Source organism: Komagataeibacter sp. FNDCF1 (genome assembly GCF_021295335.1).
In the GTDB taxonomy this organism is placed as follows: Bacteria; Pseudomonadota; Alphaproteobacteria; order Acetobacterales; family Acetobacteraceae; genus Komagataeibacter.
The window spans coordinates 1,407,011-1,419,891 of record NZ_JAIWOT010000001.1; the positions used below are offsets into that span (position 1 = coordinate 1,407,011).

Below are 12,881 nucleotides of genomic sequence, written 5' to 3' on the forward strand. Positions count from 1 at the left end.
ACCGATCGTGATCACGCTTGAAGACATCACCGCCGCCGCACAGCGGATAAAGGGGCGCGTGCTGCATACGCCAACCGTGCCCTGCCAGACCCTCTCGCGCGCAACCGGGGCGGATATCGTGCTCAAGCTCGATAACCTGCAGGCCGTCGGTTCCTTCAAGGAACGCGGGGCGGCCAACAAGCTTGCCCTGCTGACCCCGCGTGAGCGTGAGCGCGGCGTGATTACCGTCTCGGCGGGCAATCATGCGCAGGGTGTCGCGCGCCATGCCGCCCTGCTGGGCATTGACGCGGTGATCGTCATGCCGCGCTTTACCCCCGCCGCCAAGGTCACGCGCACCGCCGCGTGGGGGGCGACCGTGGTGCTGGAAGGCGACAACTTCGCCGAGGCCACGGCCCACGCCAACATGCTGTGCCAGCGCGAGGGCCGGGTGTTCGTCCACCCCTATGATGACCCCGAAGTCATGGCGGGCCAGGGTACCTTCGCGCTTGAACTGTTCGAGGACGCCGGACCGCTTGACACCTTCGTGTGCCCCATTGGCGGCGGTGGCCTGCTTTCGGGCTGTGCCGTGGCTGGGCGTGCGCTCCAGCCGGACATGGACATCATTGGCGTGCAGGTGGAGAATTTCTCCTCCCTGTCCGGCTTCCCCGGTGATGAGGTGATGCCGCCCGGGGGCGCCACCATTGCCGAAGGGATTGCGGTGCTCCAGATCGGGCGGCAGCCGCTGGAGGTCATCCGCGAACTGGTATCAGGCGTACTGGTGGTGCCCGAAAGCGCCATCGAGACCGCGATCACCATGCTGGCGGAAGGGGCCAAGCAGGTCAGCGAGGGCGCGGGTGCCACGGCGCTGGCCGCCGTACTGACCTACCCCGAGCTGTTCCGGGGCAAACGGGTGGCGCTGCCGGTCACGGGGGGCAATATCGACAGCCGCATCCTGGCCAATACCCTGCTGCGCTCGCTGCTGCGTGACGGGCGGCTTCTGTGCCTGAAGATGGAAATACCCGACCGGCCTGGCGTGTTGGCCGACATTTCACGCAAGATCGGCGATGCGGGCGGCAACATCATCGAAGTCTCGCACCAGCGCCTGTTTACCACGCCCAGCGTGCAGGCCGCCGAGCTTGAGGTGATGATCGAGGCCCGCGACCCCGACCACGCCCGCGCACTGGAAGCGGAACTGGCCAAGACCTATATCGTGCGCCGCGCCTGATTTTGTAAAAGAATAAAAGTTTCCGGGTGTCGCCTTTTTTCAAAAAGGCGGTGCTCCCTGAAGCTTTTTGAAAAAAGCTTCACCAGGAACTTCTTCCAAAAAATGACGAACCTGCGGAGGCCGCATATCGCCGCCCCCGCAGGTTTTTTTATTTCGTGCCGAACAGGCGGTCGCCCGCATCACCCAGGCCGGGGCGGATATAGCCATGTTCGTCCAGCCCCCGGTCAATCGCGCAGGTGACGATCCGTACATCGGGATGGGCCCGGCGCAGGCAGGCGACCCCTTCCGGTGCCGCCAGCAGGCAGACGAACACCAGCCGCGTGCAGCCCGCCTGCTTCAGCCGGTCGATGGCGGCCGCAGCGCTGTGGCCGGTCGCCAGCATGGGGTCCACCACCAGACAGATGCGGCTGCCCACATCATCGGGCAGTTTCAGGTAATATTCGACCGGCTCCAGCGTCTCGGGGTCACGATACAGCCCGACATGGCCGACACGGGCGGAGGGCACAAGGTCAAGCAGCCCGTCCAGAATGCCATTCCCCGCGCGCAGGATGGAAATCAGGCACAGTTTCTTGCCCGCCAGCCGCCAGGCCTGCATGGGTTCAAGCGGGGTTTCGATCTCCACCGGCTCAAGCGGCAGGTCGCGCATGGCTTCGTAGCCCAGCAGCAGGCTGAGTTCACGCGCCAGATGGCGGAAGGCTGCCGTCGGGGTCCCGCGCGCGCGCATCAGGGTCAGCTTGTGCTGGACCAGCGGGTGGCTGACAACACAGACTCCATCATCATGCGGGGCGGCAGGCTTGGTCATGTTCATTCCTTCGGGGTCGTCCGGTTAGCCTGTCAGCTTGCGCCATCACGCGGGATGAAAGTCAATGCCAGCCCGTTCATGCAGTAGCGCAGGCCGGTGGGCGGCGGCCCGTCGGGAAAGACATGGCCAAGATGGCCGTTGCAGTGCGCGCAGTGCACCTCCGTCCGGGTCATGCCGTGGCTGGTATCGGTCGTGGTGCCGATGGCTCCGGGAATGGCATCGTAAAACGAGGGCCAGCCGCTGCCGCTCTCGTATTTCGTGCCGGAGTAAAACAGCGGTGTGCCACAACCCGCGCAACGATATTCACCGGCCCGCTTTTCACTGTTCAGCGGGCTGGAACCCGGGCGTTCGGTCCCGTGTTCGCGCAGGATGCGAAGCTGTTCGGGGCTCAGGCAGCCGCACTGGCCTTCCCCCTTTTGTGCTGGATCGGACATGGCGGTTTCCTTCCTTTGTCAGACGGGCATTTCACGCGCGGCCCTTTTAGGGCATCATGGCACACAAAATAAAACAGGGAGACAATACCCAATGAACGACCAGGTTGCAGTAAACAGATCCCCCCGCCCCGTCATGCTTGTGGTGCTTGACGGGTTTGGCTGGCGCGAAGACCCGGCGGACAACGCCGTCAGGTCCGCCCGTACCCCCGCATTCGATGCGCTGTGGCAGGCGGGGCCGCGCGCCTTCCTCAAGACCTGTGGGGAGGATGTGGGCCTGCCGCAAGGGCAGATGGGCAATTCGGAGGTCGGTCACCTCAATATCGGCGCGGGCCGGGTGGTGATGCAGGAACTGCCACGCATTTCCACCGCGCTGGCCGACGGGTCGGTGGCAAGGGGCGCGGTCATGCGCGATTTCATTGCCGCGCTGAAAAAAAGCGGCGGGACCTGCCACCTGATGGGCCTCGTCTCCCCCGGTGGCGTCCATGCCCATCAGGACCATGCCGCGGCCCTTGCCCGCATCGTGCATGAGGCGGGCGTGCCCGTGACCTTCCATATCTTTACCGATGGACGCGACACCGCGCCGCAGTCGGGGCATGACTATGTCCGCACCCTGCTGGCCAGCCTGCCCGCCGGCGTGAAGATCGGCACCGTATCTGGCCGCTACTACGCCATGGACCGTGACCGCCGGTGGGACCGGGTGGAAAAGACCTACAACGCCATCGTGGCCGGACAGGGGGAAAAGGCCGGGGACGCGCTGGAGGTGCTGGACCGCGCCTATGCGGCGGGCACGACGGATGAATTTGTCGTGCCCACCGTGATCGGGGATTATGGTGGCATGCGCGACGGGGATGGGGTGCTGAGCTTCAATTTCCGCGCCGACCGCATCCGCCAGTTGCTTGATGCGCTGCTGGAGCCGGATTTCGAAGACTTCCACCGATCGAAACTGGTCAATACCGCGGGTGTCGTGGGCATGACGCGCTACAGCGACCGGCTTGCGGAACGGATCACCGTGCTGTTTCCGCCGCAGGAACTGCATGACCTGCTGGGCGATGTCGTGTCCGGTGCCGGACTGAAGCAGATCCGCATGGCGGAGACCGAGAAATATCCCCACGTCACCTACTTCCTCAACGGCGGGCGCGAACGCCAGTTGCCCGGCGAGGACCGGGTCATGGTCCCCTCCCCCAAGGTTGCGACCTATGACCTGCAGCCCGAGATGTCCGCCCCGGAACTGACAGACCGCGCGGTGGAAGCCATCGACAGCGGTAAATACGACCTGATCGTACTGAACTTCGCCAATGCCGACATGGTGGGCCATACCGGCGTGCTGTCCGCCGCAATCAGGGCGGTCGAGGCCGTGGATACCGGGCTGGGCCGGATCGTGGAAGCCATTCACCGCGCGGGCGGCGCCCTGCTGGTCACCGCCGACCACGGCAATGCGGAAACCATGTTCGACCCCGAGACCAATGGCCCGCACACCGCCCATACGCTTAACGTGGTGCCCGTGGTGCTGACCGGTGTTGCGGGGGGCCACCTGCATGATGGCAGGCTGGCCGACCTGGCGCCCACGCTGCTCCAGCTTATGGGGCTGCCGCAGCCTGCCGCGATGACGGGCCATTCCCTGCTGGATGGGTCCACGCCATCCTGATACCAGGCCTGATCCCGTTCCCCCGCTGGCTGGGCCATGTGGCCCGCGGGAGCGTCCTTGCATGCTGCATGCTGGCGGTCCCGGCGCGGGGGGCCGCACCCGGTCACGCCAGCCACGCCACGACCACGCATGCGGCCCGTGCCGGCACGCATGCCCCCACCGCCAGCGAACAGCAGATCCGCCAGCAGATTGAGGCCGCCCGCATCGCGCGCGAAAGCCTGCTGGCGCGCCAGCAGCAGCAGGCCCATGACCTGGAGGACCGACGCCGCGCGGAGCAGGCCGCGCGCGAACAGGCCGAGGCCGATGCCAGAAAGGCCGCCAGCCTGTCCGCCGCCACGGTCGATGCCACGGCACGCCTGCAACGGACCGAACAGCAGGCGGCCGATCTGGACAGCCGCATTGCCGACCTGCATACCGAGCAGGCGACACTCCAGCAGCAGCTTGCACGCGAGACGGCACGCCTTTCCCCGCTGCTCCCTTTGGCTGAACGGCTTTCGCTTTACCCGGCCGATACCCTGCTGGCCGTGCCCCTGCCCGCGGATCGCGCCGTGACCGGCCTGCTGGTCGTGCGCGGCATGATGGCCGATATCGCCCGCCAGGCCCGCGCCATCCATGACCGCCGCGCCCGCCTGGCCCAGCTTGATGATGAACTGGCCCAGCAGCAGCAGCAGATGCACCATGTGGTAAGCGAGCGCGAAACCCAGCGCGATGCCGTCAACCGTGCCGCCCATGCGGCCCTGGAGGCGCAGGAGCGCTCCAATGCCGCAGCCCAGAGCGCGACACAGGCGGTAGCGGAGGCGGCCCGCCGTGCCTCAAGCGTGCAGGATGCCATCGCCCGTATCGAGGAGACGGAACAGCAGGCGGAAAAGAACCTGGAACAGGCGGCCCGCGCGGCCGAGCGCGCGCATGACATGCAGGCCGCCACCGCCGCGCGACAGAAGGCGCATGAAATGGAGACCGGCGCCGGACCCGGCATTACCCCCGCCACCGCCAGCAGCGCCGGTGCCCCGGTTGCGGGCAGCGTACTGACCGCATGGGGCAAGAACACGGAAAGCGGCCCCGCCTCCGGCATCACCTATGCCCCGCCTTCCCGCGCGACGGTGCGCGCGCCGTGCACGGGGCGGATTGATTTTGCCGGTCCGTTCCGCACATACGGGCAGATGCTGATCCTTGACTGTGGCAAGCATTACCGTTTCGTACTGGCGGGAATGGGTGAGATCACAGTGGCGGCGGGCCAGCAGGTCAGCCATGGCGCGGCAGTCGGGCAGATGCCGCAATGGAGCGGCGGCGACAGCAGGCCCACCCTGTTCGTGCAGCTGCGCCACGGGGGCAGCACCGTCAATCCGGCCCCATATCTGTAATGTCGGCGCGAGACGGTTTTATCCGCGGGCAAGTTCAGTATATGCTGCCCACCCGTGACGGATGGGCAAGATCACGTTACAACGCAACGCGCAGAGTACATGCAGGCCAGCCGGACCATGGCGGCGGCCATCCAGGAGACAACGACGCATGAAGTTCCGTAATGGCCTGCTGATCGGTTGCGCCTTTGTGGCAGGAATCGTGGTGGCCCCGCAGGTTGCCTATTATTCAGTCAGCCGCTGGGCCAGCCTGGCCCCCATGGCCCATGCGGCGGATACCGTCTCCAAGGATGACAATTCCCCCCACGAGATCGAACAGCTCATGTTCCTGTTCGGTTATGTGCTGGAAAAGGTGAAGGCCAATTATGTCGAGCCGGTCTCGACCCGTGACCTGATCACCAACTCCCTCAACGGCATGCTCAGCGGGCTGGACCCGCACAGTTCCTACATGACGGAAAAGCAGTTCTCCGACCTGCAGGTCCAGACCAAGGGTTCCTTTGGCGGGCTGGGGCTGGAGGTGCAGGGTGAGGACGGGCACGTGCGCGTGGTCTCCCCCATCGATGACACGCCGGCCGCCCGCGCCGGCATCAAGCCCGGTGACTTCATTGTCGCCATCGATGGCAAGAACATCGATGGCCAGGCACTGGACCAGGTCGTGACCCAGATGCGCGGCAAGCCCGATACCCGCATCACGCTCACGCTGATCCGTGAAAAGACGCCCAAGCCCATTACCGTCACGCTGACACGCGCGATCATTCCGCTGCTGGTCATCAAATCCGCGCTGTATGACACCGTGGGCTACATCCGGATTGCCCAGTTCAACGAGGAAACCCAGTCCGGCCTGCTGGCGGCGTACAAGAAACTGCAGGCCCAGACGCATAACAAGATGGCGGGGCTGATCATTGACCTGCGCTCCGACCCCGGCGGGCTGCTGACGCAGGCGATTGATGTCGGTTCCGACTTCATCCGCAGCGGAGAGATCGTCTCCACCCGTGCGCGCCACCCGCAGGACAGCCAGCGCTGGGATGCCCATAACACCGACATCACCGGCGGGCTGCCCATTGTCGTGCTGATCAATGGCGGCTCGGCCTCCGCATCCGAGATCGTGGCCGGTGCGCTGCAGGACCACCAGCGCGCCGTGCTTCTGGGCGAGAAGACATTCGGCAAGGGGTCGGTGCAGACCATCCTGCCCATTCCGGGTGAAGGGGCGATCCGCCTGACCACGGCGCGTTACTACACGCCGTCCGGCCGGTCCATCCAGGGGCTGGGCATCATGCCCGACATCCCCGTGCGTGAAGCGCATGACGATGCGGGCTACAGCATTCATGAAGCCGACCTGGCCCACATCATCAAGAACCGTGGCGGCAATACCGCCCAGCCCCCGTCCCGCACGGACCTGCCTGCCATTGCCAAATCCATCCCGGCCCAGCCGCCCGCCAACTGGCCTGCCTTCGACCCGGCCAAGCCCACCACGGACTTCCAGCTGCAGGAAGGGCTGAGGGTCGTGCGCGCCATGGCGGGCCTTCCGGTGCCGGCGGAACCCCCGATCCATGATGACAGGACACAGGCAACCCCCGTGCCCGGCGCATCCACCCCCCCGAAAGCGGCGGCCCCGGCGGCTCCGTCCACCACGTCGCCTGCCGCCCCGGCCCCAGGCACGCCTGCAACGCCCGCCACCCCGGCACCGGCGGAGAAGGAAGCGCCACCAGCCCCCCTTCCCCCTGCCGCAAAGCCCGCACCCACGACGCCCACCCATCCCTGACCGTGCCGGAAGCCCACGCCATGACCGATCCGACCGACCTGCCCTACCGCCCGAATGTCGGCGCGGTCGTGTTCAACCGCAAGGGAGAGGTGCTGGTCGCGCGCCGGACCGACATGCCCGGTGCGGGTGGCCCGCCGGATCAGGGTGTGTGGCAGTGCCCGCAGGGCGGCATTGATGCGGGGGAAACGCCGGAAGTGGCCGTGCTGCGCGAACTGCATGAGGAAATCGGTACCCGTGCTGCCAGAATCATGGCCACCTACCCCGAGTGGCTCAGTTACGACCTGCCCGCGCATCTGATCGGCAAGGCGCTGGGTGGCCGTTATCGTGGCCAGACGCAGCGCTGGTTCGCCCTGCGCTATACGGGGGAGGACCGTGACATCCGGCTTGACACGCATCTGCCCGCCGAATTCGATTTATGGAAATGGGTACCGCTGGCACGGCTGCCGCTGCTCAATGTCGGCATAAAAAAGGAAATCTATACCCGGCTGGCCGCGTATTTCGCCCCTTACGCCACTGCTGCCTGAGGCATGAGCCCCGCCCGCACAAGGGCTGCCAGCACCTGGCCACGCAGCAGCGGGGCAAGCGGCAGGGCCGCCAGATCGGGCGCCCCGGCCCAGCGCAGTTCGGCAATTTCGGCAGCGGCACGCGGAGTGCCATCCAGCCGTGCGGGCCATATGCGGGCGTGCACGCTGTAACCCTGCTCGTTGGCCGCCGCATCCATGAACGTACCGGACAGTTCGCTCCCCGGTATCAGGCCACAGCCCAGTTCCTCCCGAATCTCGCGATGCAGGGCATCAAGCGGGGTCTCGACCGGTTCCGGCTTGCCGCCAGGCAGCATGAAGGCCGTGGTCCCGCGCTTTCGGACCACAAGCAGCCGCCCGCCCTCGATCACCGCTGCACATACGACCCTGATCACATCCGTCATATCGTCCTGCCCTGAAAACCATTCCGGAAAACATGCCATACATCATGGCGGGGAGGACTGTGATCAGGCTTTTTTTCTGGCAGATTGGGGAACGCCACCTTTTTTGAAAAAAGGTGGCGCTTGAAAACTTCTGTCACTTATCGACCCGGGGCCATGAATGAAGCCGCCGCTTACTTGTTGCCACCCTTGAGCGGCGACATAAGGAAGCAGAACGGAACAACCAGCATGCAGCCTATGCCCAGGATCAGGAACACCTCGTTATAGGCCAGGATGGCAATCTGTTTCTGGAACTCCATGTACAGCCGCCCTCTGGCCACGCTGTCCAGCGCCCCCTGCGCGTAGCCGCGCGCCGCCGCGACCACACGGCTGTGGGCAAGATATTCATTATACGGCTGGTGGTAGGGTGTCATCCAGTGCACCATGTCGCTCTGATGCGCCTGGCGCAGTTCCGTCACCAATGCCGTTGCACCGGAAATACTGAGCGAACCCAGCACGTTACGCGCCATGCTGAACAGGGCTGAACCGTCAGCATTCAGGTTGCGGGGCAGCGTGGCGTAGGTGATGGTCGAAATCGGCACGAACAGGAAGGCCATCGTGCCCGTCTGGCTCATCCGGAAGAACACCAGATGGCGGAAATCCAGCTGCGGCACGAGTTGCGCCGACCAGAACATCGATATCCCCATAAGGAAGAAGCCGAATGCAATGATGTAGCGCAGTTGCACATACTTCATCACGATGCCAACCAGCGGGATCAGCACGATCACCACCATGCCACCGGGCGAGAGGATCAGCCCGGACAGGGTGGCCGTGTAACCCATGATCTGCTGGGAGAACTGCGGCACGATAATGGCCGAGGAATACAGCAGCGCCCCCACCGCCCCCATCAGGCCGGTGCCCACGGCAAAATTGCGGTCCTTGAACACGCGCAGGTCCACCGCCGGGTTCTTCGCACGCAGCAGCCAGAATACCGCCCCCCCGATGCCCAGAACCGCCAGGATGGCCATGATCACGATAATGCGCGAGCCGAACCAGTCCTCGTCCTCGCCGCGGTCAACGGCCACTTCGAGACAGCCGAAGCCGATGGTGATCAGCCCGATGCCCACGAAGTCCAGCGGGGCCTTCTGCTTGCGCGCCCATGGCGGATCATCGACCATGATCGACACGGCGATGGTCGCCAGGATGCCCACCGGCACGTTGATGAAGAACACCCAGCGCCATGAATAGTTATCGGTAATCCACCCGCCCAGCGACGGGCCGAGCACCGGGGCGACCACCGTGGCGATGGCGGTCAGGCCAAACGCCGCAGCCCGCTTGTCGGGCGGAAAGGTGTCAAGGATGATGGACTGCTGGTTGGGCTGAAGCCCGCCGCCAAAAAAGCCCTGCATCAGCCGGAACATGATCAGTTCGGGCAGGCTGGTGGAGATGCCGCACAAAAAGGACGACAGCGAGAACATGGAAATGCAGATAAGGAAATAGTGCCTGCGCCCGAACAGCTTGCCCAGCCAGCCCGAGATCGTCAGCACGATGCCGTTGGCCACCAGGTAGGATGTCAGCGTCCATGTCGCGTCATCATACGTGGAAGACAGGTTGCCCGCGATATGCGGCAGCGCCACGTTGACGATGGTGGTGTCCAGGATTTCCATGAACGCCGCCACCGTCACGACCACGGCAATCAGCCACGGGTTGTGCTTGGGCTTCCATTCCGTGCCATCCGCCCCGCCGGTGGCCGCTGCGGCGGCGCTCATTCCGTATGGACCGTCGGTTCAACCGACAGGCCAAGCGCAAGCGGCAGGTCTTGGCGCAGCCCCTCGTCGATCAGGATCTTGACCGGCACGCGCTGGACGATCTTCACGTAGTTGCCGGTCGCGTTCTCGGGCGGGAAGGCGCTGAAGGTCGCCCCCGTGCCCAGCTGGAGCGAATCCACATGCCCCTTCAGCTTCAGGAACGGATAGGCGTCGATGGCAATATCCACCTTCTGGCCGGGACGCATGTGGGTCAGCTGGGTTTCCTTGTAGTTGGCGACCACCCAGACCTCGGGCTCGACAATGGAGAAAACGGTCTGCCCCGCCGTGGCAAGGGTGCCGCGCTCGATGTTGCGCTGTGAGATCCAGCCATCATGCGGGGCGCGGATCAGGGTCCATTCCACGTTCAGCTCGGCCTCGCGCAGCTTTGCCTCGGCCTGGGTCAGGGTGGCCTGCTGTTCGGTCACGCGCGCTTCGGTGCTGGCGATGTTGGGGATGACGGGCAACGCCGTTTCAAGGTTGCCCTGCGCCTCGAGCACCTGCGCTTTGGCAGCATCGAGGGCTGCGGTGGCGTAGTCGATATTCTGCTGCGAAGTCGCCTCCCGCGTTACACCATGCTGGCGGCGGTAATCGGTTTCCGCCCTGAACTGCTGGGCCTGCGCCGCCTGCAGCTGGCCCTGCGCCACCATGAGATGGCCAGGGAAGTTCTTCTTCGCCACTTCGGCAAGCAGGGTGTAGTTGCTGACCTGCGCGCGGGCGATATCGACCGCCGCCGCCGCCTGGTCACGCTGGGCGCGCCAGTTGCGGTCATCGATGCGGGCCAGGATGTCGCCCTGATGGACGAACTGGTTGTCATTGACCAGCAGTTCGGTCACGTAACCGCCCACATGCGGCGCCACCGCGACCGCACGGCCTGCGGTGAAGGCATCATCGGTCTCGACCTCGTTCCGATGCAGGAACCAGTAGATCCCGCCAATCACGATCACGGCCACGGCAATGCCGATCAGGATCAGCTTGCGGCGCGGAGAGGCCTCCTTCTTCCCTTCCGCCCCGGGGCCGGGTGCGGCGTGTCCGTCTTCAGCTGCCTTGCCTTCATCCGCGGCCATCTGCTTCCCTCATCATCACTTTGATTGCAGCCCTGATCCTGTCAGCCCATGCATTGACCGAACGGGTCGGTCAATGCATGGCACGAACCTTGCCACACTTCAACCGCCATCGCCGGTTCCGATGCACATTCCGCCGCGCGCTACAGGGTAAACGCCTGGTTGCGCACCATGCGGGCATATAATCCGTCCTGGTCCATCAATGCGTCATGCGTGCCGCATTCCACCGCCTGCCCCTGCGCCAGCACCACCACCAGGTCAGCCGAACGCACGGTGGACAGCCGGTGCGCGACCACAATGGTCGTGCGCCCGTGGCGCAGGTGGGCCAGGGCGTGCTGGACAATGGCCTCGCTCTCGCTGTCCAGCGCGCTGGTCGCCTCATCCAGCAGCAGCACGCGCGGGTTACGCAGCAGCGCGCGCGCAAGGGCCACCCGCTGCCGCTGCCCGCCGGACAGGCGCTGCCCACCGGGGCCGACCAGCGTATCGTAGCCCTGCGGCAGGGCCTCGATGAAGTCGTTGGCAGCCGCTGCCCGTGCCGCGTCAGACACCTGTGCGTCGCTGGCCTGCGGGTTGCCCATGCGGATATTGTCCTTCACCGACAGGTCGAACAGAAGCGTGTCCTGGCTGACATAGGCAATGGCATCACGCAGTTCGGCCAGCACAAGGCGCCTGAGGTCCACGCCATCAAGCGTGATCCGCCCGCCCGATACATCATGCAGGCGCGGAATGAGGGAGAGCGCGGTGGACTTGCCCGCCCCCGACGGGCCGACAAGGGCCACGGTCAGCCCCGGGGCCGCCACCATGTCCAGCCCGTCCAGCCCCATGCGCCCGTCAGGGTAGCGGAAGGACACCTGCTCGAAGCGCAGGTCGCCACCACCCGGCGGCAGATGGAGCGCATCGGGCGCCTGCGCCACGGCCACAGGTTCGTCAATCACATCAAACACACGCTGCAGGCCACCCAGCCCTTCCTGCAGCGCGATGTTGAGCGTGCCCAGCGCGCGCAGCGGGCGCGCGGCCAGCAGCAGGGCCGCGACAAAACCGGAAAAATCACCCAGCGTGGCCCCGCCCTGTGTCGCCCGCCAGCCCGCAAAGCCCAGCACGGCGGCCACCGCCATGCCGCCCAGAACCTCCAGCATCGGGTCCACGCGTGCCCGCCCCCGCGCAATGCGCAGCAGGCCCGCATGCAGCCCGTCCAGAACGTGGGCTGCACGTTTTTCCTCCGCCCGTTCCAGACGGTAGACACGGATGGTGCGCGACTGGCTGAAACTTTCCGCCAGCATGGCACTGGTCTCGCCTATCTGTTCATGCACGCCACCGGATTCCCTGCGCAGCCGCTTGCCCAGCCTGCGCACCGGCAGGGCGGCGACCGGATACAGCACGGCGGCGATCAGGCTCAGTTCCCAGTCCATGTACAGCATGGAGGCGATCAGCCCCACCACCGTCACCGCATCGCCCAGGGCGTTGGTGGCACGGATCATGGCTTCACGAATCGAGACGGCATCGGTGGTGAAGCGCGCCGCGATCTGGGCGGGGGCTTCGGTCTCGATACGTGAGATGTCGGCATGGACCAGATGGTGGAACATGCGCCCCTGCAGCCCCCGTATCACCACCAGCACCAGGGACTGTACCGCAATCGACTGCCCGTACTGCGAAATGGCCTTCGCCACGGTAATCACCACCACCAGGATCGGCACCTGGTACAGGATACGCGGATCATGGCCCGCAAACATGTCCAGCGCGCGCTGGATGACCAGCGGGTAGAGCGCGCTGAATATCGCCATGAGCGCCGTCAGCACCATGACGGCAAGGATACGCAGCTTGTGGCGGGCCAGTTCATCATGCCACAGCCGGCGCATGAGCAGGCGCGAGGGCACCGTGGCCACGGGTCTGGCCGGCCTGCCTGGCG

General features: G+C 65.4%; 11 protein-coding genes. 5 read left to right on the top strand and 6 right to left on the bottom strand.

Annotation, left to right across the window (positions count from 1 at the left end; all coding sequences use genetic code 11):
* The first annotated feature begins 7 nt into the window (after positions 1-7).
* The gene (locus LDL32_RS06690; RefSeq protein ID WP_233065416.1) at positions 8-1,204 is read left to right on the top strand and encodes a threonine ammonia-lyase; all 1,197 of its coding nucleotides are present in this window, start codon (positions 8-10) and stop codon (positions 1,202-1,204) included.
* Between the two features lie 148 nt (positions 1,205-1,352).
* On the opposite strand, the gene upp is transcribed toward LDL32_RS06690, so the two are convergent.
* Together upp and msrB are read right to left on the bottom strand one after the other, a co-directional pair.
* Positions 1,353-2,012: a uracil phosphoribosyltransferase gene (gene upp, locus LDL32_RS06695; protein WP_233065419.1), complete on the bottom strand. Its 660-nt coding sequence runs from the start codon at positions 2,010-2,012 to the stop codon at positions 1,353-1,355.
* A 26-nt stretch (positions 2,013-2,038) separates the two neighbouring features.
* Positions 2,039-2,440, bottom strand: coding sequence for a peptide-methionine (R)-S-oxide reductase MsrB (gene msrB, locus LDL32_RS06700; protein ID WP_233065422.1), 402 nt, complete (start codon positions 2,438-2,440; stop codon positions 2,039-2,041).
* A gap of 91 nt (positions 2,441-2,531) precedes the next feature.
* Here msrB and gpmI point away from each other — a divergent pair, with 91 nt between their 5' ends.
* From gpmI to LDL32_RS06720, 4 genes are all read left to right on the top strand, one after another.
* On the top strand, positions 2,532-4,085 hold the full coding sequence (gpmI, locus tag LDL32_RS06705; protein ID WP_233065424.1) for a 2,3-bisphosphoglycerate-independent phosphoglycerate mutase: 1,554 nt from the start codon (positions 2,532-2,534) through the stop codon (positions 4,083-4,085).
* Between the two features lie 68 nt (positions 4,086-4,153).
* Positions 4,154-5,446 carry a murein hydrolase activator EnvC gene (locus LDL32_RS06710; RefSeq protein ID WP_233065426.1) on the top strand — a complete coding sequence of 431 codons (1,293 nt, stop codon included), beginning with the start codon at positions 4,154-4,156 and terminating at the stop codon, positions 5,444-5,446.
* Positions 5,447-5,594: 148 nt separating this feature from the next.
* Complete coding sequence (locus tag LDL32_RS06715; protein ID WP_233065428.1) at positions 5,595-7,205, top strand: S41 family peptidase; 1,611 nt, start codon at positions 5,595-5,597, stop codon at positions 7,203-7,205.
* Between the two features lie 20 nt (positions 7,206-7,225).
* Entirely contained in the window at positions 7,226-7,729 is a 504-nt protein-coding gene (locus LDL32_RS06720; RefSeq protein ID WP_233065430.1) for an RNA pyrophosphohydrolase, read from the top strand.
* Here LDL32_RS06720 and LDL32_RS06725 read toward each other — a convergent pair.
* The 4 genes from LDL32_RS06725 to LDL32_RS06740 form a co-directional block, all read right to left on the bottom strand.
* The gene (locus LDL32_RS06725) at positions 7,711-8,130 is read right to left on the bottom strand and encodes an NUDIX domain-containing protein (protein ID WP_233065433.1); all 420 of its coding nucleotides are present in this window, start codon (positions 8,128-8,130) and stop codon (positions 7,711-7,713) included. The two genes, LDL32_RS06720 and LDL32_RS06725, sit on opposite strands and share 19 nt — an antisense overlap.
* Before the next feature lie 170 nt (positions 8,131-8,300).
* The gene (locus tag LDL32_RS06730; RefSeq protein WP_233065435.1) at positions 8,301-9,875 is read right to left on the bottom strand and encodes a DHA2 family efflux MFS transporter permease subunit; all 1,575 of its coding nucleotides are present in this window, start codon (positions 9,873-9,875) and stop codon (positions 8,301-8,303) included.
* Complete coding sequence (locus LDL32_RS06735; protein WP_233065438.1) at positions 9,872-10,978, bottom strand: HlyD family secretion protein; 1,107 nt, start codon at positions 10,976-10,978, stop codon at positions 9,872-9,874. The genes LDL32_RS06730 and LDL32_RS06735 overlap by 4 nt, the downstream gene beginning before the upstream one ends.
* Positions 10,979-11,118: 140 nt before the next feature.
* Complete coding sequence (locus LDL32_RS06740) at positions 11,119-12,831, bottom strand: ABC transporter ATP-binding protein (RefSeq protein ID WP_370636755.1); 1,713 nt, start codon at positions 12,829-12,831, stop codon at positions 11,119-11,121.
* Between the last annotated feature and the right edge of the window lie 50 nt (positions 12,832-12,881).